Source organism: Wenzhouxiangella sp. AB-CW3 (assembly GCF_014725735.1).
GTDB lineage: Bacteria > Pseudomonadota > Gammaproteobacteria > Xanthomonadales > Wenzhouxiangellaceae > Wenzhouxiangella.
In genome coordinates this window covers 803998-827007 of sequence record NZ_CP061368.1, presented here as the reverse complement: position 1 = coordinate 827007, position 23010 = coordinate 803998, and the positions used below count along the sequence as shown (strand labels likewise).

Genomic DNA, 23010 nt, shown 5'->3' with positions numbered 1-23010 from the left:
AAGTTATCCGCTTTCCGGGCCTGCCACATGCGCCAGAAGTCACGATCATTGCAGTCGTCTTCTGAGTGCGCGCAGCGACAAGGGCATGAAGACCAGGGTCAAACCAATCGCCCAGGCCAGGATGATCAGGGCCGACTGTACCCAGGGCCCACCCAGCAGCAGGCCACGACAGGCATCGGTCAGTATCGATACCGGATTGGCCATGACAATGCCCTGTAACCAGGGCGGCAGGGTCTCTACGGGCACAAATACGTTGCTGACGAAGGTAATCGGAAACAAGGCGGTAAAACCGAACAGATGCACATGCTCCGGATCACGGGCGATGACCCCGACCAGCACAGACACCCAGGAGAAGGCCAGCGCGAAGATCAATACCAGCACGACCATGACTGCCAGCCCCCAGGCCGGATTCTCCATGCGAAAACCCATCAGCCAGCCCAGACCCAACAGCAGCGCAATTGACCAACCCTGCTTGACCAGGTCGGCAGTGATGCGGCCGGCCAGCGGTGCCCAGCGAGCTACCGGCAGTGCACGCAGGCGATCGAAGTAGCCACCGGTCAGATCGGTATTGAGGCCGTGCCCGACATACACGGTCACGAACATCATGTTCATGACAATGATGCCGGGTAGCATCCAGGTCAGTGCCTCGTCGATGGACCCGGAAATGGCGCCACCGAAAATATAGACAAACAGCAAAAGAAACAGCACGGGCTGGAAACTGTAGTCGCCCAACTCCCAGGGATTGCGGCGCAGTTGAACGATGGCGCGCCAGGCCAGACTGAAGGTCTGTTCCAGCCCGCGCACCAGCCCGGGTCCGCCGGATGGCATCATGGTGATTTCTCCTGCTGTTGATCGTCTCCAGAGTCGGCCTGCTCGCCAGTGAGCGCCAGAAAGACCTCGTCGAGGCTGGCTGATCGCAATTGCAGTTCGGCAGGCTCGATGCCCCGGGCTTCCAGGTTGCGAACGAGCTCGGGCAACAGGCTACGGTCGGTCGCCGGGACGCTCAGCCGCCCACCCTGCCGCTTGGGTTCGACCCCGGTCAGTTCCGTGAGAATGCCAGCCACGGCATCCAGGTCGGCCCTTTGCGCCGGCCGGATGTCCAGTGTGCGAGCACCAATCTCCTGCTTGAGTTCATCGGGACTGCCGCGCGCAATGACCCGACCATGGTCGATCACCAGGATCTCGTCGGCCAAGGCATCGGCTTCTTCAAGATACTGGGTAGTGAGCAACACGGTGGTGCCATCGCCCACCCTCTGACCGATCAACTCCCAGAGCTGTCGACGCGCCCTGGGATCAAGACCCGTGGTCGGTTCATCCAGAAACAGGATGCGCGGATTGCCGACCAAGCTGGCAGCCAGATCGAGCCGACGACGCATGCCCCCGGAATATCCCCCTACCGGCCGGGCGGCCGCTTCGGTCAGTTCGAACTGGTCGAGTAGCTTGTTGGATACCTGCCGTGCATCGGCGCGTGTCTGCCCCAGAAGACGGGCAATCAGAAACAGGTTCTCGAAACCCGTCAATCGATGATCGACCGAAGCAAACTGCCCGGTCAGCCCGATGCGCCCCCGCACTTCATGCGCCTGACTGAAGATATCGCAGCCACCCACGGTGGCCTGCCCGGCATCAGGACGGGTCAGAGTGGCCAACATGCGCACCGTGGTGGTTTTGCCGGCCCCGTTCGGCCCCAACAGGCCCAGGACCTGACCGGGCGCCACGGCAAGGTCGACACCATCAACAGCCAGCGTTTCACCGAAACGCTTGACCAGACCGCTGGCTTCAATGGCATAGTCCATCAGTTTAGGAACCTAGTGTGGAATCAACTACGGTAGAGCGTACTCTAACCGAGCAGGCTTTCAGGAGTGACAGAAGTCATCACCCTGAGCCTGCCCGGCATACCCTGACTTCTGGCAGATGAGATACCGCCAGCGTCGATGGTATGGTGGCTGCGAGTTCGAAGGAGTGGCGTCATGAAAGCAAAGATCACTTTGGGAATAGTCCTGCTTTGCATGGGCTCTGCTGCATTTCCCGCATACGCCGATCAGCATCCCGCCGTTGGACACTGGCTGGGCATGACCGAGGGTGACATCGCGTCGATGCGCTACGATGTAGAGATATCGGCTGACGGCGATTCCCTGCAAGCGGTCTTTGTGCTGATCGATGAAGGCGGAGTCCGGGTTCCGGCCGAATCGGCCCAATACAAGGACGGAACCATCAGGGTCACGGCGATGCAGGATGCTGTTGTACTCAAGGGGGAAGTCGGCGACAACGAAATCCATGGCAGCCTGCGTTTGCCAGCCGGCCAGACAGCAACAACGCGTCTGGCCCGTGATGGCAGCGCCCAGGCCGAAAGCATGATCGGCAAACTGGACGAGCGGATTGCAAAGCTACGCGGTGAGCGTCTTGAGCTGGTGCGTACCGGACCCGCGAAGGAATCGGTCAACCGCGATGCACTTGATCAACTGCTGGCAGCCGCCGATGCAAGCTTCACCACCGCCCTGGCACTGATGCATGATGGCGAGCTGGTCGGTGAATGGTATCGCGGCGAGGAACCGGTGCCCGTGCAAACCATGTCGGTCACCAAGGCGGTCATGCACCTGGTGATCGGTCGTCTGATGCATTTGGGACTGCTGGATTCGGTGGATGTGCCCGTGCATGAGTTCTACCCGCAGTGGCAGGACGACGAGCAGCGCTCGACCATCACCCTGCGCCACCTGCTGGCCCACACCTCCGGACTGCATCGGGGCCAGCCGGCAATACCCATCTACCAGAGCGATGATTTCGTGCAGTTCGCGCTTGATGCGCCACTGGAAACCGAGCCTGGCACCCGGGTGATCTACAGCAACAATGCCACCAATCTGCTCGGCGGCATTGTCGGCCAACTCGTTGACGCCTCCCTGGAGGAGTTTCTGGCCGATGATCTGTTCGGGAAACTCGGCATCGAAGACTTCAGTTGGGACACCGACCCGGCCGGCAACCCTCAGGGTATGGCCGGATTGCATCTGCGCGCCGGCGACCTGGCCCGTCTTGGCCAGCTTGCGTTGGACCGGGGACAGTGGCAGGGCGAAGTACTGATCGATGCCGATTTCCTGGATCGAAGCTTTCAGCCGGCCAGCGAACTGTCGCAGCATATGGGGCTGATCTGGTTTCTGGAGCACGAGGACGAGGAAGTTGTCGGCATCTCCCACGCCGGGCACCGCGGCCAATGGCTGGGAGTTCGCCTCGATGAACGCATCGTTGGTGCCCGCCTGATTGCCGACTCTGAGGCCTACAACCCCGAGACCGACCCCTTTCCCGAGTTTATCGAACTGCTGGGGAATCTGGCCGAGGAGAGATAGTCAACTGGGTGGTCGTGACCTGTCGCTCACGGCGCCGGGAAGTTATCGCGAAGCTGCCGGGCAGCATGATACTCGGGAACGAGATGCAGGGCCCGATCCAGATCATCGCGAACCGCCTCCGGCCGGCCCCTCTCAAGATGGACGCGGGCACGAAAGTAAAGGGCTATCGGCAAACCCCAACGGTCGACAGGTGCTCCCGCATCCGCCTCGTACAGCTCGATGGCACGATCCAGACGTTGAAGCGCGGGCTCGGTGCCACCGCCGAACATGCTCGGCTTGAACAACGTGCCCATTGCATCCAGTAGCCAGTTGGCGGGATTGTCGGGATCGATTTCCATTGCGCGCTCCATGCTTCTGTTCGCGCGCGGCCCCATGCGCATGCCCATGATCATTCCGGTGCCGGCGAGTTGACCCTTTATGGCTGCCTGAATGGCCAGCCCCCTGGCATCGTCAGGATGCCGGTCCAGCCAGTCCGTGATTTGCTCCAGGCCACGATCCAGGGCCTCACGGGCGTCGTCGTCACGACCCTGCTCCATATACAGGGAGGCCAGACGATAATCGGCCAGAGCCTGCTGGTCGGCCTTCACATCGGGCAGCCGGGTACGAATTTCTCGGGCATCGCTGAGCCGGTTCTCCAGGCAGGCGAGATGGAACTGATCCATGATGTCACTGTAGTTTCCCGCCGCCGCCAACAGCAAGACCGTCACGACGACACGTATGGTCTGACGCGAAGATTCGGAGAGCATTTCGAATGCCATGGTTTACCTATCGAGCTACAAGTTTCAATGACACACGATACTCCGGTGAACTTTCCAGGTTCAGTATCGACAGTCATTGATTGGATATGACACTTGTCATACCAACTGCCTGATCCTTGTGACTGTCGGCGTTAACCGAAATGGCTCAGAATGGTTACACAATAGCTGGAAGTTAGCCCCGATATTTCGGATACTACTCCAGCAAATGCAACAGTTTGATACGGATAATGACCGGCAGGAAGTGGCCCTCTCGCTTGATGACTTCGACGGGGTCGACGTCGATGCTGTCACCGGCATAGCCTTCGCCTTCGTTACCGGCCCGCAAGCCGGTTCCTTTGCCTTTGATCTGGCTGATGTGCGACTGGAATAGTCAATGACCCGACGCCTGAAAGCGATACTGCTGCGAATCGATCGGCTGCTGCTGCCCGATGATGACGAAGTCGGGCGTCTTCCCTATGCCTGGCTGATCTATCTCGGGTTCCTGTTCTTCCCGCTCACACTGGGTGAGGTCGAACCGGGTTTCTGGTGGGCCACCCTGATCAGCATGGCCTTGTTCATACCCCTGTATTTCTGGTCCTTCCGGCTGACCGGGTGGAAGCTGTTATGCGGGGTGGTTCCGATGGTCGGGCTGTGCGCGGTGGTCACGCCGTTCAACCCGTCGGCGTTCACCTATGCGATTTATGCAGCCGCCTATTCTCCCGGATATGGCTCACCAAGGGCCGGCCTGATCAGTGTAGTGGGCGTTGTGGCGGCGGTGCTTGTGGTGTTCTGGGTTCACTCCCTGCCCCTGCCCTTCTTTCTCATGGGCCTGCTGATTCCGCTGATGGTGGGAGTGAGCAATATCTATTTCAATGAACTCAATCGCAAGAATGCCGAGATCAAGCTCAGCCAGCAGGAGGTCCGGCGGCTGGCCGGCAAGGCCGAACGCGAGCGCATTGCCCGCGATCTGCATGATTTGCTGGGTCACACGCTTTCGGTGATGGTGCGCAAGACCGAACTGGCCAGGCGCCTGGTGTCCACCGACCCGGAACGCGCCGGCACCGAAATGGCCGAAGTGGAGTCGGTCGGACGACAGGCGCTTTCCCAGGTGCGCGAGGCGGTTTCGGGCTGGCGCGCGCCGGAATTGGCTGCCGAACTTGCAGCCACACGCCTGACGCTGGAATCCGCCGACATTTCCGCCCAGATCGACGAGCCACCGGAAATACCCGGTCACGCCGGCCGGGTTCTGGCCATGGTGTTGCGCGAGGCCGTCACCAACATCATTCGCCATTCCGGCGCCGAGCACGGGCGGGTCGAGTTCGAGCAAGAGCAGGCGGGCTGGACCATGCGCGTGTGCGACGACGGCCGTGGCTGCACGCCCGAGGAGGGCAACGGCATACAGGGCATGCGCGAGCGCCTGGCCGACATCGGCGGGCGCCTGGAGCTGAACAGCGACCCAGGTTGCACCCTGGTCGCCTGGGTGCCCGATGAATGCGAGGAACAGGCAGCATGATTCGTGTGCTGGTGGCCGAAGACCAGGCCATGGTGCTGGGTGCCCTGGCCGCACTACTCGACATGGAGCCCGATCTTCAGGTCACCGGGCGTGCCGCCAACGGCCTGGAAGCACGCCGACTGATCGAGTCCGACCCGCCCGATGTCGTCCTTACCGACATCGAAATGCCCGAAATGAGTGGACTGGACCTCGCCGAGTGGGTCCGCGGCCGTCAGCCGGACGTGCACGTGATTATCGTGACCACCTTTGCCCGGCCGGGCTACCTCAGGCGGGCACTGGAAGCGGGAGTGCGGGGATACCTGCTCAAGGATACGCCCGCCGAGGATCTGGCGCGCGCCATTCGCAATGTCTACCGCGGCGGTCGCGAAATTGCCCCGGAACTGGCCGCCGAAGCATGGGCCGCCGAAAGCCCCCTGACCAGCCGCGAACGCGACACCCTGCGCCTGGCCGCCGAGGGCCTGAGCAGTTCAGCCATTGCCGGAAAACTGCATCTATCCGAGGGGACCGTGCGCAACTATCTTTCAGAAGCCATCGGCAAGCTGCAGGCAAGCAATCGCGTAGAGGCCGCCAGGATTGCCCGGCAGAACGGCTGGCTGTAGGGGGGAAGTTGGCTGTGCTGTGACAGGGAGTGAGTCCCGCCCGCGCAGGCTCAAGCGGGCGGGACTTTTTCCGTTGGCTATCAGGCCTTGACGCGGGCGCGCAACATCACGACACCCAGCATGAAGGTCAATGCAATCAGCAACCACAAGAACCCGTTTCGGCCCAGCACAGGCACCGCCACAGGCTCGATCTCCTGCATTGGGGCAAAGGTGAATTCAACGCTGCAAGGCTCGGTCACCTCGGCGGTGGTGTAGGTATTTCCAACCAGGCTTCCCGTTCCACAGGTCGAGCTGATATCGGAAACCTCGGATCCGGATGCCGGGAAAACACCAAACGTCGTGGTTTCATTCTCAGCCACGGCACGCGTCTGCGGCGTGACCGTGCCCGAGGCATCGTCCACTGTCACCACCGATGTAGTAACCTCGAAGCCTTCATCCATACTTCCAACCGTGAAGCTCAGGGGATTGGCATCGACTCGACCGGCTTCATTGATGGCTACAGCGCGAACCCAATACTGCACGCCGTCATCAAGATCCTCAAGAGTCGCGCCAAACGGCACGTCGGTCTGCGGCCCGGTCACCGTGAACGGCTGTGCCGGCACCAGGGTGGCGTTATCGAACGAATCGTTATCGGCAAATTCGAAGTACAGGGTCAATTCTTCATCTGGATCCTGTAACCCGCTGTCGCTGAGGTTACCGCTGACCACCACGTTGTTGGAGCCGGCGAGCTGGAAAGCGGTTGTCTGCACGTCCGTCAGGTCAGCCGCGACCGAATCGGTCTCGTAACGAAAGCCGACCAGTATTCGGATGTTATCGGTAAAGCCGACGGTCTGGCCAACCCGACCTTCGGGCTCTCCGGTGCCCCCGATGTTGTACTGAGCATCTTCTTGCGGGAACCACTCAGCAAGGATGGGGCTACCAATCAAGAGGTTCTGGAAATCCAGCGAATCGGTATTGAAATGGCAGCCGGAGCCACCTGCAATACGACCCTGGGCAATCACGTAGTAGCTGTCATCACTCAGCGTGGCCGATGAGTCGAACTCTCTGAATTCCGGTGTGTTGCCGACCCCATCCTCGAAGCGAACCTCGCGCACGACGTCACCAATCTCGAACTCGGGCACATCACTTGTACCGCCGCCCGTCAGGGTAGCCTCGAAAATAGCACCACCGAATTCCGAGCAATTTGGACCAAACCCACCCCACATTCCAGTAACGACCACATCACGTGAAGGCCGGAACAGGTAACCTCGGTAGACAAAATTCCCATTGCCGGTGCCGGTCGCATAATTCTGGACCCTGAAGTCGCCTTCACCGGGCCCCGGCGCTGGTGCACCTTGCGCCACGGCACCGCTGGCAAGCAACAGCGAACAAAGTAATACGACCAATGCCACCGGGGTAGCCAGCCTTTTGGTTCCAAATCCTGACCGAGTCTTACAGCACATTCTTGCTTTCACGGAACTAACCTCCCAAATTTCGCTTGACCGCAGATGATTCAAGGCAGTAGCCGATACGGAATCTTCACCACTGCACAGGTTCTTGCAATGACAGGCGACCTAATCCTTCGGATTTTTGCCGGTCGCCCTCAAAGGAAGAAAAACGCTATGCTGATCACAGTTTAGCACTCACTATCCATACTGTACAGCAACCGCTGACACGGACGCTTGGCTCCTGAATACGCTCGTTACCGGCGCATCGAGACGTATGGAAGTGACGGAAAAAAAACAGGCACTTGGAGTCACCTCCTGACGAATGTCACATGCACGCCCTGGACAGGCCGGCTATCATTCGCGACTGATCCCTTAATCTGACCGACCATGATCCGTTTTCACGACGTCTGCAAACAATTTGCCACGGTTCAGGCCGTCGACGCCCTGTCGTTTGCCATTGAGCCGGGCGAAATATTCGCCCTGCTCGGCCCCAACGGGGCCGGCAAGACCACCAGCGTGCGCATGATCATGCAACTGATGGTGCCTGACAGCGGCCGCATCGAGTATCACCCGGAGCTGCGGGAGAACGACCAGGTCGAGCGCAGCCAGCTCGGCTACCTGCCCGAGGAACGCGGCCTGTACCAGGATGCCACGGTGCTCAAGTCCCTGTTGTACCTGGCCGCATTGCGGGGCTGCCCGGCGGATCAGGCCAGGGCGCGTGCCCTGGAATGGCTGGAGCGCACCGATCTGGCCGACCGCGCCGAGGAGAAGGTCTCGGCGCTTTCCAAGGGCAATCAACAGAAGGTACAGTTCATTGCCGCCGTTCTGCACCGGCCGCGATTTGCCGTACTGGACGAGCCTTTCAGCGGACTGGATCCGATCAACCAGGAGCGCATGTGCGCCTGGATTCGCGAGCTGCGCGACCAGGGCACCACCCTGCTGCTCAGTGCGCATCAACTGCAACTGATCGAGCGCATTGCCGACCGGATCCTGCTGATCGACCATGGGCGTGAACGAGTCAGTGGCACGCTCTCCGAGATTCGGGCCGCCACGGTTTCGAGCCGCAAGCTGGTGGTCGAATACGGCGCCGAAGTGGACCCCGAAACACTGGAAGACACTCCCGGCATCAGTGCCTGCCACCGCAATGAATCAGGCCAGTGGGAAGTATTTCTGGACCCGGACGCCCAGCTCAACGATGCCCTGCAGGGGCTTTGCCAGGCCGGCGAAGTCACCCACCTGGCCACGGCCACACCCAGCCTGCACGAGATTTTCGTGGAGAGCTTCGACCGGCAGGAGAACAGAGGATGAATCGCACCGTAAATCTGACCTGGTTGGTCACGCACTGGGAGTTCAATCGCTTCTTCAAGCTTTCCGATCTGATCAAGGGCACTCTGTTCTTTCTGATCATGGGCGTGATCGGCGGTCTGGTCGGGCTGGTCATGGGACGCGATGCCGTATCCGTGCCCGACATTGCCGTGCAAGACTACGGCGAGTTCGCACCGGCTGCCCTGGTCAGCGAGCGGCTAAGCTTCATCGACGCCTCGGATCAGGACATTGACACGCTCCAGCAGCAACTGGAGGCTGGCGATATTGACGGGGTACTTATCGTTGATTCAGCCGACCAGGGGCAGTTGATGACCACCGGCGAGCGTCCATGGCAAGTGGTGCTCAACGAGTTCCTGGCCCAGGTACGCACCGACTTCCTTCTCGAACAGTTGGATATCTCGGATGAAACCTACGCCCTGCTCAACCGCGGCTTCGAAGTGGAATCCCGCTACCTGGTCGAAAGCAGGGCAAGCCGGGTGGACAAGGTGGTGGCCGGTATTGCCGTATTGCTGGTGGTCATGGCGGTGTTCATGGGCTTTGCCTACCAGTTCACGGCGATTACTGCCGAGAAGCAGCAGCGCATTACCGAACAGGTAATCTCGGCCATATCGCCGCAAACCTGGATGGACGGCAAGATACTGGGTATCAGCGGCATTGGCCTGGCGTACGTCGTCTATTACGGACTGCTGGGCCTGGTCGTCACCGCGGTACTGACCTGGCTGGGCATGCCGCTGGGCGAAGTGCTGGCCCTGATCGACCTGCCCATGCTGGCCGTATTCATTGTCATGGCCTTGCTCGGCATACTGATGTGGAATGCCTTCCTGGCCGCCATCGCCGCGGTCATCGACGACCCCAATACGTCACAGAAGTCCGGCTGGATGATGCTGCCCATGGTGCCGGTGGGCTTTGCCTTTTTTGCGCTGGTCAACCCGGACAACCTGCTGATGAAGATCCTGGGGATTTTCCCGCTGACTTCGTCCGCGGTGCTGCCGGCGCGCATGGTGTTGACCGAAGTGGCCTGGTGGGAGATTCTGCTTGCGGTGGTGACACTGGCCGGGGCCGCCTGGCTGCTGCGAATTGCCGCCGGCCGCATATTCGCCGCTGGCATGATGATGTATGGAAAGGAACCGGGGCTTCGTGAGATGCTGTACTGGGTCCGGCGCGGCAGGCCATGAACCCGCGCCCTGCATCTTGCCCCTCAGTGCATACCCGGCCATCTGGGGACATGCTGGAACGCGCATCCGGCATCCAGCATCCGGCCCGCCTGCAAATGAAAGTGACTTCAACAGACCTGAGGAACAATCGCTCATGAACACCCGATTCACAACAAGAAACCTGACCGCCTGGCTGCTTTATGGCCTCTTTTCCACGGCCGTTGCGGTACCCGCCCTCGCACAGGATGCCTCACTGCTTTGGAAAATAGAAGGCGAGAACCTGGCCGGGACATCCTGGCTGTACGGCACCCATCACCTGATGTGCGGGGAAGACTTCCTGGTGCCCGACGAGGCCGTGGAAAGCCTGCAGGCCAGCGACGCCCTGGCACTGGAAATCGACATGTCCGACAGTGCCGTGCAACAGCAGATGATGCAACTGGCCCAGCTGCCGGAAGGCAAGAACATCGCCGACTATATCGATAGCGAGGAAGCCAGGGAAACCGTGGACGATTTCCTGAGCAGCCATTTTGGGGCCGGACTGGATCATTTCGGCAACATGCAACCCATCCTGCTGGCCACCATGGCCATTACCGCCATTGCCGAGTGCGAACAGGCCCTGCAATCCCATGACCTTCACCTGATGCAGAAGGCCATGGCGCAGGGGATCAACATCAAGGCCCTGGAAACCGTCGAGTTTCAGTTCGGCCTGTTCGATGACATCCCCCTTGATCAGCAAGTCGAGGAGCTGGTTTCGGTCATTCTCGACCCGGAAGCCGGCCGCGAAGAGTTCCGTCACATGAGCCGGCTTTACGTGGATCAGGATATCGAAGGGATCTACCAGTTGATCAACGACGATGAGTTCTGGCAGGAGTACGGCGATGTACTGCTGGACAAAAGAAACCAGGCCTGGATTCCCGTCATGGAAGAAAAGTCGGGCGCTGGCAGCGTGTTCTATGCCGTGGGTGCAGGACACCTGTCCGGAGAGAAAGGCGTGATCAATCTGCTGCGCGAAGCCGGCTACACGGTGACTCCGGTCACCACGACCGGGCAGTAGTACGCCTGCATGATTCCAGCCATGCGGGCCGGTCCAGTCAGGCCGGCCCGCACTGGCTTCAGGGATTGATCAGTACTTCCAGAACCTGTTCCAGCTTGCTATTGAAGGCATCCGGCCGGCCCATGTGCAGAAAGTGATCGACCTCTTCCATCACCTTGATCTCGAAACTGTGCATGTATTGCCGGTTGGTCTCAACGTCGGTCGGCCAGAAATCCGCATTGATCGCCCACACGGGCAACTCCAGTTGCTCGAAAAGCGCCTTGACCTCACCTTGCAGGTAGGCTTCCATCATGTTTTCCATGGCGCTGATTGCTACTGACGGCGGCGCCGCGGACATATCGGCCACCACCCAGTCCCGCAAGCGGGTGTCGGTACCCGGGCCGAACATGCCAGCCACAAACTCCCGCGCGCCCGACACGAAATCGGCGTGCAGCGGCGCCAGCATCTGCTCGATTTCCTCCCGGCTGCCGAATCCGGCCACGCTCTGGAAGGTATCAACACCGACAATGCCCAGAACGCTTTCAGGCATCAGGCGGGCAGCATTTGCGCTGACCGGGCCACCCATGGAGTGACCGATCAGAATCACTTCATCGGCACCTATGGCTTCGACCACGGAGTAAACATCCTGGCCGAATGCCTCCATGGTGTAGTCCTCACGAGCCGTTCCTGAATGTCCATGACCGGCCAGATCGACCAGTACCAGGCGATGGTTGGCGGCGAAATGCTCAACCTGTTCGCGCCAGTATCGTCCATCGCAACTCCAGCCATGCACGAAGACCAACGTTGGCTCTCCCTCACCGATGACTTCGAAAGAAATGGGCACGCCATCGGCCGACTCGGTGATCTTTGGCCACGAGGCCATACTCTGGCCAGCCAGGGCCGTCAACACAAAAGCCAGCAATACGGTGATCAGGCCTGAAATCAGGGTTTTCATCAGCTACTCCCGTTAGTCGCCAAGTCTATCCACTTTACACGAATTCCACGGCTGCCAGTATAGGCGCCGCTTTTGACCCATCGTGGGCTAGTGTAGTATTCGGAGCATCAGGCATCCACCGTATATCGGGAGAGAGAAATGAAAGCCATCCGAGTTCCAGCCTTTTTGCTGGCCCTGCTGCTGTCGACCTGGTGTGCCGCCGAGGATGGGCCGGACGAGTTTGTCATGGTGCCGGCCGAGTTTGTCGGTAAAACACCGCCAGTCGACGATTTCCTCGATACCGCCGTGCTCGAAGACTATATTCGCGGCGTGATCGCATCCATCGAGCGCGACAAGGCATTGCCGGCCCTGACCATGTCGGTCGTTCACAACGACCAGCCGGTGCTGCAAAAGGGATACGGACTGGCCGATATCGACTCGGGCCGTCCGGTGGTACCCGACGAAACGCTGTTTCGAATCGGCTCGGTGTCGAAGACTTTCACCTGGACAGCGGTCATGATGCTGTTCGAGCGCGGCCTGCTCGACCTGGATACCGACGTCAACCAGTACCTGGTCGATATCGAGGTCGACGAGGCCTTCGATGCTCCGGTCACGCTGCGCGACCTGATGCATCACCGCGCCGGGTTCGAAGACAGCATGCAGTTGTTTGCCGTAAGCGACGATGACCCCCGCAGTCTGGCCGAACTGCTTGAGACCCACCACCCCAAGCGGGTCTTCGCCCCCGGTACGCGCACCATCTATTCCAACTGGGGGTCGGCACTGGCCGCCCAGATCGTGGAGGATGTCAGCGGCATGCCCTACGGGGAGTTTTTGCGCGCCGAGATACTCGACCCCCTGGGCATGCACGATACGCACTGGCAGCCACCCGAGAAAATGGACGCCGCCACCCGGGATCGACTGGCCATCGCCTATCGTCACAGGCAGGGGGCATTCGACCTGCAGCATTACATGCAGATCGGCGCCTACTGGCCGGCCGGCGGCATGGTATCCACCGCCACCGACATGGCGCGCTGGATGCGCCTTCATCTCAATGCCGGGGAGCTCGACGGCACCCGTCTGCTCGACAGCGATACCCACCAGCGCATGTGGACACGTGGTTTTGACGACCGCCCCCAGGCGGCCGATCTGGCGCACGGCTTTCAGGACCGCCCTTACCGCTCGGTGCGCGCCCTGGGCCATGGCGGAGGCACGGCCGGATATCTGACCCAGATGGTGCTGGTGCCCGAACTGGGACTGGGCATCTTCTACTCCTACAACAGTGCGCACACCCCCGCGCCGTTCATGCACCTTGCCGACCTGATCATCGACCGGGTCATCGATCATCATTGGCGGCCGGTCAAGGCCAGCGCCGACGAAGAGGAAGCCGGAGAACTGGCCGAACTGGCGGGCACCTACCTGAACAACCGACGTGTATTCTCCAGCTTTGCCGCGGTCTTCGGGCTGATGAACAGCATGCAGGTCACACCGCTCACGGCCGACACCATCCGGATTGATGCGGCCGGCGAATCCAGTGTCCTGAGGCGTGTGACCGATGACGTCTTCGAGTCGGCTCGCGGGCAGCGCGTGGCTTTCGTGCGCGATGAACGGGGCCGGGTTGCGGCCCTGGCCGATGACATGGGTGTGCACACGGCCGAGCGCGTCGGCTGGCTGGGCAACCCGAACACGTTTTTTCTGGCGCTGGGCCTGGCCGGCATTCTCACCCTGACATCAGCGTTGGGCGCTTGGCGAAACTTCGGTCGAGGTGTGAACAGCGGCTTTGCCGCACGGATCGCCGGTGCCGGCGTGCTGGTGGGCGTGGTGACGGTGACGGTGTTTATTGGCTCTGTCGTGGCCCTGATCATCACCCTGGGTGACTTCGATATCGGCCGCATGCCCGATTTCTATCCGTCGCCGGCGATGTTTGTCACTCACTACGCCGGCTGGGCAGTGGCGGGGGCTGCTCTGTTGATGATGCTGGCCCAATGGCCGGCCTGGTCGGGTTCAAACTGGGGCTTGCTGCGGCGATTGCATTTCGGGCTGTTTATGCTGGCCACGGCGTTTCTGGCCTTCATGCTGTGGCAATGGAGAATCATTGGCGGGCCGGTGATCTGAGCACCTTGGGGTTGCCGGTGACGCAGCACCGGCCTACCTCAGGTGATCGTCGGTGACGCAGCACCGGCCTACGCCTGGGGGTTGGCAATTCGTCTGGGTGTTGGCGCCGATGACTTGGCACCGACCATCACCCGGGCGGATCAGTCTGTGCCACACTTGTCGCTGGCTTGCCGATGCATCGCTTGGGCCGGTTTTTTGAGTCGGCGGCACATGATCCACAGCATGGCGAGCATCAGCAGCAGCAGTCCGACCGGGCTCATGACCGGCACCGGAAGCGCGGAAACGTATCGTGCTGTCAGGGAAATCACCATTGGGCTGTTCTCGGCACTACTGATGATCTCGATCTGACTTTCGTAGTTTCCGGTCTGTTCCGGATCGAAACGAACATCCAGGGTGCAGGACTCACCCGTCTCCAGTGAGGGCAGATCAAGGCAGGTACCGCCACTGAGGCTGAAAGGAGGCTCAGGCTCAACGATCTCTTCGATGACCAATACCTGCTCGCCATCATTGGTGAACTCCAGTGTGGTCTCGCCCCCGGTGCCATCGGCTGCCAGATCCAGGTTCACATCCTGCGTGTCGGTCACCAGCTCCGGCGGCGACAGGGCGTCCACGACCAGCGTCCAGGCCTGCTCGTTGTAGCCACCACGATCGTCTTCGGCACGCAAGACAACCTCATGTTCGCCCGCATCGTCCTCGCCGGGTGTGCCCGTGAGTTCGCCGGTGCCGTCGCCGTGATCATCCAGTGTCAGCCAGTCAGGCAGCGTGGGTGCCGTCAGGGTGATGGGGTCATCCTCCGGATCGCTGGCGACAATCGCGTAGCTGTAGGCATCACCCTCGCGCGCACTGGTCTCCGGGCTGCTGTCAAACTGCGGCGGCTGGTTGGCGCTGACCTCGATTTCGAAGGTCTGCTCGGTCTCGCCGCCCCGGTCGTCCTCGGCGACCAGCACCACCGGATGAGTTCCGACATCGTCACTGCCGGGGGTGCCGGTCAGTTCACCGCTGCCGCCACCCTGGTCAACAAAGCTTAACCAGTCCGGCAGCGTGGTGGCCGAAAGATCGACAGGGTCGCCATCCGGATCGGACACCACCACTGCGTAGAGATAGTCGTCGCCCTCACGCACCTCGGTCTCCGGGCTGGAGTCGAAGACGGGAGGCTGATTGGCTGCCACCTCGATAGTGAAACTCTGCTGGTCCACACCGCCGCGGCCATCACTGGCTTCAATCACCACTGGATGATTTCCGCCATCCTCGCTACCGGGCGTGCCGGACAGAATCGCGGTATCGTCGCCCTGGTCCACCAGGGTCAGCCATCCGGGCAGCGTGGGTGCCGAGAAACTGACGGCATCACCATCCGGGTCGGTGGCGACCACGGTATAGCTGTACTCCACGGCTTCATCGGCCGTGGTTGGCGGCGTGCTGGTGATACTGGGCGGCTGATTGGCTGCAACCGTTACGGTGAAGTCCTGGGTATCCACGCCACCGCGACCATCGGACACTTCCAGGGTGACATCATTGCTGCCAACATCATCCGGACCGGGCACGCCCGACAGGGTCGCCAGCCAACTCTCGCTGCCTGGCTCCAATGACAACCAGTCCGGGCCGGTGGTCATGGAGAAACTCAGTTCGTCATCGTCTGGATCGCTCGCTTCCACCTCATAGACATATTCAATGCCCTCGTCGGCATCAGTCACGGGCGCACTCAAAAACGCCGGCGGGTAATTGGTTTCAATCTCAAGGGTAAAGCTCTGCAGTGTTGTCGCACCGCGCTCGTCCTCGGCCGTGAGCACGATATTGTAGTTCCCGGCATGCCCCATCTCGGGCGAAGCACTGAGAACGCCCCTGGCTTCACCTGCGTCATTGACGGTCTGGTTGAATTCCATCCAGGGCAGCCCCTTCGGATCCTTGCTGAGTGAGATTTCCTCGTCATCGGCATCCGTAACCACCACCTCGTACTCATAGCTCAGGCCTTCGCCACCCTCTTCAACAGGCGAGGACTCGAATACGGGCGGATTATTGGGCAGAACTTCCAGGTTGAAACTCTGGAGCACATCCTGGCCACGACCATCGTTGGCAATGACGTTGATGTTGTAACTGCCATCATCGGCCGCTCCGGGCGTGCCGCTGAGCACGGCTTCTGCATAGCCCGGGTTGTCAACCGTCTGATTGATCGACAACCAGGCCGGCTCGTTGTCCACACTCAAGCTGATTGAGTCATCATCGGCATCGGTCACGGTGATGGTATAGCTGTACTCATGAAGCACACCCACTTCAGTGACTGGAGTGCTGGTGAACACCGGCAGATTGTTCTCTTCCACGGTCACCGTAAAGCTTTGGTCGGTGATACCACCTTGACCATCATCGGCACGAATCACCACCGAGTGGTTGCCAACATCGCCGGTACCGGGTGTACCTGTCAGGTCTGCGGTGTTGTCGCCGTTGTCAGTGATACCCATCCAGCCTGGCAGAGTAGGGGCGGTGATAGCAGCCACATGCTGGTCTTCATCGGTGACCACAATATTGTAGCTGTAGGCCAGGCCTTCCCCTACTGCAGTGACTGGCGTGGTGTCGAAGACTGGCGGTCGATTCACCAGCAAAGAGTCTGTGTCAGCACTGCCCTCAAAGTCCGAGGTCTCCGAGAAACTGGCTTCGATATTCTGATTGCCACCCGCTTCCGGGGTCAGTTCACAACTGCCCTCCCCAACGCTGTTCAACACGGCGACACAGTCATCGCCGGCACCGGTGACGGTAACCGACTCACCCGCCGGCAGAGGCCCACCCGGGGGAACGGTTTCCACGGCCACTTCCACATCCACCGATTCGCCCAGTTGTATGGTTCCCACGGACGATCCGGCCTGGCTGAAACCTTCTATACCCAGATCAGTCACCACTTTGGCCACGGGAACCGTGGTGGTCGCCGTTGCATCAGAAAAGTTGTCTCCCGAGACGGTGACATTGCGCACAACTTCGTGGGTGTCGGCAGGCAGATCATTCGATACCGTGGCACGAAACTGCACGGTGACGGATTTGCCGGCCTCCAGCTCTCCCACGTCCACCTCAACGGATTCAGGACTGGCCACGGCTGATGGGACCCAAAGCAGGCATAGCAGGGCAAAGGCAAGCGCAATAATACCCACACCAGAACGGCGGATTCGGGTTTCAATGCAGTGGCTATAACACTTCATCATTTCATGATCCTTTCGAGGCCAACGACTGACGCCGCCTCTATTCCATGTCTTCTGGCGTCAGGCAGGTGCCAGCCGAAAAACTGCCTGACGCGGCTGGAAAGGTGGTGCCGAAATCGTCGGAAGTCAAAACCCTCACGACTGAAGGCGGATTCAGCTCGCGGAGCTGGATATGGTTTCTCACCGTGTCATCATCGTCCCCGCCCAAGTCCTGAATTTGCATAGGGGCAAAATCAAAGGAAGCCAACATCAACAGGTATTCCGAAGCGTCATCCGGGTCCATATTGGTCTCGGAAACTTGCACGTCATTGGTACCGAAGTTAAAGCAACCGTCCAGGAAGTCGACTTGATCAGGCTGGCTGCTGTCAGCAACCATGTAGAAAGTCATTCCATCAATGAAGGGAAGGTCGGCGCCATCACCCCGCGCACGAACCATATTGCCCGCCAAACTCACATGTAGCTGTCCACCTCGGGCCGTCATATAGATTCCGCCAGGAATGTGAGTCGTTGCGTTGCCTCCCATATCGGTATCGATCTGATTATCATCAACTCGCATCACCAGGGTACTCAGTGGGGCGGCCTCCAGATAGATGACTTTAGCCACCCAAGGATCATCAGAACCAACTGATTGGTTGCCTTTCACCTCGCCCCAGACGGTGGCACCATCCCTGACATACACCTGGATCAGTTCACGAAAACTGTTGGGACCACCGGGTTCGCTGGTATCGACCTGAGGGTTATTGGTGATATCTACTCGACCGGCCAGGCCTGACCCGCCAATATCCACATCGATCAGGGGCTCATTGGACTCCAGGACAGCACCGTTGTCTTCAAAACGGTTGTTGTGAATGCGAATATCGATGACATTTTCAGCCATCACGGCGCGCGCTAGATTGGTTCTGATGGTCATACCGCTGACTTCACTGTCAGATGCCATGATCACGGCAGCATCACTGCCGCCACTACCGGTAATCACCGGCCGATCCCCGGCCGGAATAATCTGACTGCCACCAATCTCCAGCCCTTCGCCCTGACCGATCAACTTTTGCCCGGACTGCAAGGTAACGGTTTCGTTATAGGGGTCGGCGGCGCAGACGAAGATAATGCCATCGGCATCGGCCACGGCCGAGCTGATGGTGCCATAGGGAGCTGAATCGCACTGGGAAATACCGGTATCGCTACGATTGCTGACAAACCAGACCGGCTCCACGACCTCCAGAGTGACACTGGCGGTATCGGTCAGGCCGTCGCTGGTTATGACGGTGTAGACGAAACTGTCCGTACCCTGGAAATCCGTTGGCGGGGTGTAGTCGAAGCCACCGTCCGATTGCAGATCAACCGTTCCTCCCTCCGCAGTGGTGGTATCAGAATTGGCTACATCCACCGACAGCGTCGGTGGGCTGCCCCCAACCGGGTACAGTGCCCGGTCATTGCTCAGCAAACCCTGTGCCTCCGGAACGGTGAAGGTGTTGTTGGCCGGGATCTCGTCGTAGTTGTCATCCACGGCCAGCGGCGATACCTGAATGGAGGTCGGGTCCACGTTCAACCCAGCAGGCAATTGATTGTCGACATCGACGGCCAGGGCATTGCCGCTGCCCTGGTTGGTGACGGTCAGCTCGAACTCCACGGTATCGCCACGGCGGACCTGGCCATCGCCGGCCTGGTCGATAACCAGTTCGAAGTCCTCGTCCACCACGATATCGGGCTGGGCATGGACGCCCGTGGTCAGGGCGGTGCCGGCCAGAAAGGCGGCGACGGCCATCAGGCCCGCGCGCTTCTTGCGCCAATGAAGCATAGATCCGGTCATGGTCAGGTCCATTCCGCTCCTTCGGTCGGGTTTCATTCGGTCTGTCCCCTTTGGTGCCCAGGATGATTTGTGGGCGTGATCGTGGGTCCCTCGAAAGCCATGATGGTGGGAATCTTGATTTTGGTCAAGGTTCGGGCTGACGGAGGCTCGCCATTCGGTACCGTATGGTAAGCGTCTGAATGAATTGCAGATTCACTCTGGGCTGGAATACCGGTGACGCAGCACCGGCCTACTTTGAGTAATCGCCGGTGACGCGGCACCGGCCTACCTCGGGTGATCGCCGGTGACGCAGCACCGGCCTACTGTCGGGCGGGGTCAATCACACGCAATGGCCCGGATACTCGCAATACCGGACCCGACCTGTTAGTCGGCCAGGCTCAGGCGGGTGACTTTCTGGAAACCTCTGGGCAGTTTGCGGCCGCGCTGGGCGCGTTCGCCCCAGTAGTTTTCAGTGTCGTTCCAGCTCAGGCGGAGGTAACGCTGGCCAGCCCAGACCAGGCAGTCTTCGCCGTGGGCAATCACGATGGCACCGGCCATCTGCTCTCCGGCCTTGCGTGCCTTGGGCGGTATATTGATGAGCTTGTTGCCCTTGCCGCGGTTGAGCTCCGGCAGGTCGCACACGTAGTAAGCCAGCAGGTAGCCTTCGGTGGTGGCGCAGACGATCACGCCGTCTTCGGCGTCGTTGATCGGCGCAATCGGCAAAACGCCGGCGCCATCGGGCACGGTCAGCACCTGCTTGCCCGCCTTTTGCCGAGTGTGCAGATTATCCAGCCGGGTCACGAAACCATAGCCTGCCGAGGAGGCCAGCAGCACGCGTTCGTCCTCCGCGCCGATGGCTACACTGCGAAAGCCCGCTCCGGCCGGTGGCGCGAAGCGACCGGTGAGCGGTTCGCCCAGGCTGCGCGCGCTGGGCAGTTCATGGGCTACCAGCGAATAACTGCGACCCGTGGAATCCAGGAAGCAGGCCGTCTGGTTGCTGCGGCCACGGGCGGCCGCCAGAAAGTCATCGCCGGCCCGGTAGTTGAGTTCTTCGGGCTTGATGTCGTGGCCCTTGGCCGCACGCACCCAGCCGTTGTCGCTCAAGACCACGGTAACCGGTTCCGACGGCACCAGGTCGGTCTCTTTCAGCGCCCGGGCAGAGCCGCGCTCGACAATGGGCGAGCGGCGATCATCGCCATAGGTTTCGGCATCGGCCAGCAGCTCGTCGCGAATCAGGCGGGTGAGTTTCTTGGGTGAGGCCAGGATGGCTTCGATGCCGCGGCGCTCTTCTTCGAGTTCGTCTTTCTCGCCACGAATCTTCATCTCCTCGAGCCTGGCCAGGTGCCTGAGCTTGAGTTCGAGTATGGCCTCGGCCTGTGTGCCGGTCAGACCGAAGCGCTCCATCAGCACCGGCTTAGGCTCGTCCTCGGTGCGGATGATGTGGATGACCTCGTCGATATTGAGATAGGCAATCAGCAAGCCGTCGAGCACATGCAGCCGGTCGACGACCTGGTCGAGCCGATGCTCGAGGCGCCGGGTGACGGTATGTCGGCGAAAATCCAGCCACTCCAGCAGCAGCGCCTTGAGGTTGCGCACTCCCGGGCGCCCGTCGTTGCCGATGACGTTGAGATTGAAGCGCGCGTTCTTTTCCAGGTCGGTGGTGGCGAACAGATGATCCATGAGCTGTTCGAGATCGACGCGGTTGCTTCTGGGCACAATGACCAGTCGGGTCGGATGCTCATGATCGGATTCGTCGCGCAAATCGGCCACCAGCGGCAGCTTCTTGGCCTGCATCTGACCGGCAATCTGCTCCAGTACCTTTGCCGGCGAGACCTGGTGCGGCAGCGCGGTAATGATGATCTCGCCATTCTCGCGCTCCCATCGCGCCCGCTGGCGCACCGAGCCGTTGCCGGTTTCGTAGACCTGTTGCAACTCCTCGCCGGAGCTGACGATCTCGGCACCCCCCGGAAAGTCGGGTGCCCGAACGTGTTCGCACAGGTCGGCCACGGTGGTTTTTTTCGGCGCTTCGAGCAGGCGAATACAGGCTGAGACCACTTCGCGAAGATTGTGCGGCGGAATGTCGGTGGCCATGCCCACGGCAATGCCCTGCCCGCCGTTCAGAAGCAGGTTGGGCAGACGGGCCGGCAGCAGCTTCGGCTCCTTGAGCGTGCCGTCGAAATTGGGCGCCCAGTCGACCGTGCCCTGCCCCAGCTCGGCCAGCAAGGTCTTGGCATAAGGGGCCAGGCGCGACTCGGTGTAACGCATGGCGGCAAAGGACTTGGGATCGTCGGGCGAGCCGAAGTTGCCCTGACCATCGACCAGCGGATAGCGGTAGGAAAACGGCTGGGCCATCAGCACCATGGCCTCGTAACAGGCCGAATCACCGTGCGGATGGAACTTGCCGATCACATCGCCGACCGTGCGCGCCGATTTCTTGTGTTTGGAGGCGGCCGAGAGGCCCAGCTCACTCATGGCATAGACGATGCGACGCTGCACGGGCTTGAGACCGTCGCCCACGTGCGGCAGGGCGCGGTCGAGCACCACGTACATGGCATAGTCGAGATAGGCGCGCTCGGCGTAGGTGCGCAGGGGTTGTTGTTCGAAATCGCCGGAAATTGTCTTGCTGTCGCTCATGGCCGGAGATTGTCGCCGAAGATGCCCGGCCATGCCAGCATGAATGGCCCCGAAACCGTTCTGGAATGACCCGCTCCGGACCGGAGCGGGCCAGCGCTGATCAGACCCTGTAGCCCCGACGGCGGCTCAGAAAACCCCAGGCCAGGAGCATCATCAAGCCGGCTGCCATCAGCAAGGCCAGCGGCCGATTGACCGGCACGGGTTGTGGTTCGAGCTCGAACAAAGCGGTCACCTCGGTATTGTTGCTGATGGTCAGGGTGAGCGGGTTGCTCATTCCTGCGGCATCGCCACCCCAGCCGGCAAAGCGCCAGCCTTCCTCCGGCACTGCCGTGATTTCGACCTCGTCACCGAAACGATAGTCAGGCTGCTCGGTCCCAATCTCGACACTGCCACCAGCGCTGACGACCAGTGCTGTCAGAGTCAACGGGCAATCCCGCGGCTCGGGCTGCAATTCGGCCTCCATGAACGACAAGGCTTCGGCCTCGGCACTGCCGGGATAGATGGCCGCAGCCGCAGCATATGAACCGGCTGTCAGCTGGACAAAATCGCCAATCTGCGCGATGAAGTAATACTGCTCGCTTGCCGTCTCTTGTTGTCCCGTGAGTATCTCAATGTTGGGGAACTCGGTTTCAATCTGCAGGCTCGTTTCTTCCTGGCCGGACAACAGTGCTGCCGGCGGTGCTCCAGCGCCGACCTGCACCGTTCCGGCATCGGCATCGGCTTCTGCCTCGGCGGTGCCTTCCAGGCCACCGGCGCCCGCGGCGGCCAAGGCGGGCTCACCTTCGACTGACGTTTCCGCCATGGCCTGGTAGTCGACGGCCACGCACACCGGATCGCCAATCTGCTCATCGGTGTCCGGTTCCACCTCGATTTCGAAGGTCCAGGTGGCTTGAGCGATGGCCACCCCTGGTTGATCCTCGCCTGGCGATGTCGGTTCGGCTATCGCACTGGCCACTGTGAGCGCAACCTGCTCGTCATCCGGCAGCGCCCGTGCACCGGCCAGATGATCGACCAGGACGCCGTTTTCGTAGACCCGGTACTCGCCGTCAATCAAACGCAGCTCGGCGGCCGATGCCGTGGCAGCGAGCAACAGGCCGGCGAGACCGGCTGCCAGTGACCGCATTCCTGATAACTGGTGGATCATGGACAATCCTCCCTTTGGTTCGAAACGTTTCAATGACCCTATCACCCCGGCTTCGAAAAAAGAAGCAGCTCGAAAAAAGGCCCGGGAGCGCTGG

The 23010-nt window shown here is 60.6% G+C and carries 17 protein-coding genes; 8 read left to right on the top strand and 9 right to left on the bottom strand.

Annotated features, from left to right (window positions below; translation table 11 throughout):
• Positions 1 to 45 precede the first annotated feature (45 nt).
• A complete protein-coding gene (locus IC757_RS03510) occupies positions 46 to 804 on the bottom strand; it encodes an ABC transporter permease (RefSeq protein WP_190976924.1) in 759 nt (252 codons plus the stop codon).
• A gap of 23 nt (positions 805 to 827) precedes the next feature.
• Positions 828 to 1793 carry an ATP-binding cassette domain-containing protein gene (locus tag IC757_RS03505; RefSeq protein WP_190976010.1) on the bottom strand — a complete coding sequence of 322 codons (966 nt, stop codon included), beginning with the start codon at positions 1791 to 1793 and terminating at the stop codon, positions 828 to 830.
• Positions 1794 to 1967: 174 nt separating this feature from the next.
• Here IC757_RS03505 and IC757_RS03500 point away from each other — a divergent pair, with 174 nt between their 5' ends.
• Positions 1968 to 3335, top strand: a complete 1368-nt coding sequence (locus IC757_RS03500) for a serine hydrolase domain-containing protein (protein WP_190976009.1) — start codon at positions 1968 to 1970, stop codon at positions 3333 to 3335.
• Positions 3336 to 3361: 26 nt separating this feature from the next.
• Here the strand turns inward: IC757_RS03500 and IC757_RS03495 are convergent, their stop codons facing one another.
• Positions 3362 to 4093, bottom strand: a complete 732-nt coding sequence (locus IC757_RS03495) for a tetratricopeptide repeat protein (RefSeq protein WP_190976008.1) — start codon at positions 4091 to 4093, stop codon at positions 3362 to 3364.
• Between the two features lie 205 nt (positions 4094 to 4298).
• On the opposite strand from IC757_RS03495, the gene IC757_RS03490 reads away from it, so the two are divergent.
• The 3 genes from IC757_RS03490 to IC757_RS03480 are packed head-to-tail and all read left to right on the top strand — an operon-like array spanning position 4299 to position 6184.
• A complete protein-coding gene (locus IC757_RS03490) occupies positions 4299 to 4463 on the top strand; it encodes a hypothetical protein (RefSeq protein ID WP_190976007.1) in 165 nt (54 codons plus the stop codon).
• Positions 4464 to 4466: 3 nt separating this feature from the next.
• Positions 4467 to 5585 (top strand): sensor histidine kinase, encoded by a 1119-nt coding sequence (locus tag IC757_RS03485; protein WP_190976006.1) that lies wholly within the window; start codon positions 4467 to 4469, stop codon positions 5583 to 5585.
• Positions 5582 to 6184, top strand: coding sequence for a response regulator transcription factor (locus IC757_RS03480; RefSeq protein ID WP_190976005.1), 603 nt, complete (start codon positions 5582 to 5584; stop codon positions 6182 to 6184). Before IC757_RS03485 ends, IC757_RS03480 begins: the two co-directional genes overlap by 4 nt.
• 80 nt (positions 6185 to 6264) lie before the next feature.
• Here IC757_RS03480 and IC757_RS03475 read toward each other — a convergent pair whose 3' ends face one another.
• Positions 6265 to 7575 (bottom strand): hypothetical protein, encoded by a 1311-nt coding sequence (locus IC757_RS03475; protein ID WP_223846237.1) that lies wholly within the window; start codon positions 7573 to 7575, stop codon positions 6265 to 6267.
• 423 nt (positions 7576 to 7998) lie between these two features.
• On the opposite strand from IC757_RS03475, the gene IC757_RS03470 reads away from it, so the two are divergent.
• The 3 genes from IC757_RS03470 to IC757_RS03460 all read left to right on the top strand — a co-directional run bounded on the left by IC757_RS03470 (position 7999) and on the right by IC757_RS03460 (position 11145).
• Positions 7999 to 8919, top strand: a complete 921-nt coding sequence (locus IC757_RS03470) for an ABC transporter ATP-binding protein (RefSeq protein WP_190976003.1) — start codon at positions 7999 to 8001, stop codon at positions 8917 to 8919.
• Positions 8916 to 10112, top strand: a complete 1197-nt coding sequence (locus IC757_RS03465) for an ABC transporter permease (protein WP_190976002.1) — start codon at positions 8916 to 8918, stop codon at positions 10110 to 10112. Before IC757_RS03470 ends, IC757_RS03465 begins: the two co-directional genes overlap by 4 nt.
• A gap of 133 nt (positions 10113 to 10245) precedes the next feature.
• Complete coding sequence (locus IC757_RS03460; protein WP_190976001.1) at positions 10246 to 11145, top strand: TraB/GumN family protein; 900 nt, start codon at positions 10246 to 10248, stop codon at positions 11143 to 11145.
• Between the two features lie 58 nt (positions 11146 to 11203).
• On the opposite strand, the gene IC757_RS03455 is transcribed toward IC757_RS03460, so the two are convergent.
• On the bottom strand, positions 11204 to 12079 hold the full coding sequence (locus IC757_RS03455) for an alpha/beta fold hydrolase (RefSeq protein WP_190976000.1): 876 nt from the start codon (positions 12077 to 12079) through the stop codon (positions 11204 to 11206).
• Positions 12080 to 12217: 138 nt separating this feature from the next.
• On the opposite strand from IC757_RS03455, the gene IC757_RS03450 reads away from it, so the two are divergent.
• A complete protein-coding gene (locus tag IC757_RS03450; RefSeq protein WP_190975999.1) occupies positions 12218 to 14170 on the top strand; it encodes a serine hydrolase domain-containing protein in 1953 nt (650 codons plus the stop codon).
• A gap of 140 nt (positions 14171 to 14310) precedes the next feature.
• Here IC757_RS03450 and IC757_RS03445 read toward each other — a convergent pair whose 3' ends face one another.
• From IC757_RS03445 to IC757_RS03430, 4 genes are all read right to left on the bottom strand, one after another.
• Positions 14311 to 17355 (bottom strand): putative Ig domain-containing protein, encoded by a 3045-nt coding sequence (locus tag IC757_RS03445; RefSeq protein ID WP_190975998.1) that lies wholly within the window; start codon positions 17353 to 17355, stop codon positions 14311 to 14313.
• A 37-nt stretch (positions 17356 to 17392) separates the two neighbouring features.
• On the bottom strand, positions 17393 to 19045 hold the full coding sequence (locus tag IC757_RS03440) for an Ig-like domain-containing protein (protein WP_190975997.1): 1653 nt from the start codon (positions 19043 to 19045) through the stop codon (positions 17393 to 17395).
• Positions 19046 to 19522: 477 nt separating this feature from the next.
• Positions 19523 to 21772, bottom strand: coding sequence for a DNA topoisomerase IV subunit A (gene parC / locus IC757_RS03435; RefSeq protein WP_190975996.1), 2250 nt, complete (start codon positions 21770 to 21772; stop codon positions 19523 to 19525).
• 100 nt (positions 21773 to 21872) lie between these two features.
• Positions 21873 to 22895 (bottom strand): InlB B-repeat-containing protein, encoded by a 1023-nt coding sequence (locus tag IC757_RS03430; RefSeq protein ID WP_190975995.1) that lies wholly within the window; start codon positions 22893 to 22895, stop codon positions 21873 to 21875.
• Positions 22896 to 23010 lie beyond the last annotated feature (115 nt).

What these genes read in the sequence shown, in the direction of transcription:
- IC757_RS03445 (WP_190975998.1), bottom strand. Translation starts at nt 17,355, where the DNA reads ATGATGAAGTGTTATAGCCACTGCATTGAAACCCGAATCCGCCGTTCT.
- IC757_RS03450 (WP_190975999.1), top strand. Translation starts at nt 12,218, where the DNA reads ATGAAAGCCATCCGAGTTCCAGCCTTTTTGCTGGCCCTGCTGCTGTCG.
- IC757_RS03485 (WP_190976006.1), top strand. Translation starts at nt 4,467, where the DNA reads ATGACCCGACGCCTGAAAGCGATACTGCTGCGAATCGATCGGCTGCTG.
- IC757_RS03460 (WP_190976001.1), top strand. Translation starts at nt 10,246, where the DNA reads ATGAACACCCGATTCACAACAAGAAACCTGACCGCCTGGCTGCTTTAT.
- IC757_RS03430 (WP_190975995.1), bottom strand. Translation starts at nt 22,895, where the DNA reads ATGCGGTCACTGGCAGCCGGTCTCGCCGGCCTGTTGCTCGCTGCCACG.
- IC757_RS03500 (WP_190976009.1), top strand. Translation starts at nt 1,968, where the DNA reads ATGAAAGCAAAGATCACTTTGGGAATAGTCCTGCTTTGCATGGGCTCT.
- IC757_RS03465 (WP_190976002.1), top strand. Translation starts at nt 8,916, where the DNA reads ATGAATCGCACCGTAAATCTGACCTGGTTGGTCACGCACTGGGAGTTC.
- IC757_RS03505 (WP_190976010.1), bottom strand. Translation starts at nt 1,793, where the DNA reads ATGGACTATGCCATTGAAGCCAGCGGTCTGGTCAAGCGTTTCGGTGAA.
- parC (WP_190975996.1), bottom strand. Translation starts at nt 21,772, where the DNA reads ATGAGCGACAGCAAGACAATTTCCGGCGATTTCGAACAACAACCCCTG.
- IC757_RS03495 (WP_190976008.1), bottom strand. Translation starts at nt 4,093, where the DNA reads ATGGCATTCGAAATGCTCTCCGAATCTTCGCGTCAGACCATACGTGTC.
- IC757_RS03455 (WP_190976000.1), bottom strand. Translation starts at nt 12,079, where the DNA reads ATGAAAACCCTGATTTCAGGCCTGATCACCGTATTGCTGGCTTTTGTG.
- IC757_RS03480 (WP_190976005.1), top strand. Translation starts at nt 5,582, where the DNA reads ATGATTCGTGTGCTGGTGGCCGAAGACCAGGCCATGGTGCTGGGTGCC.
- IC757_RS03490 (WP_190976007.1), top strand. Translation starts at nt 4,299, where the DNA reads ATGCAACAGTTTGATACGGATAATGACCGGCAGGAAGTGGCCCTCTCG.
- IC757_RS03470 (WP_190976003.1), top strand. Translation starts at nt 7,999, where the DNA reads ATGATCCGTTTTCACGACGTCTGCAAACAATTTGCCACGGTTCAGGCC.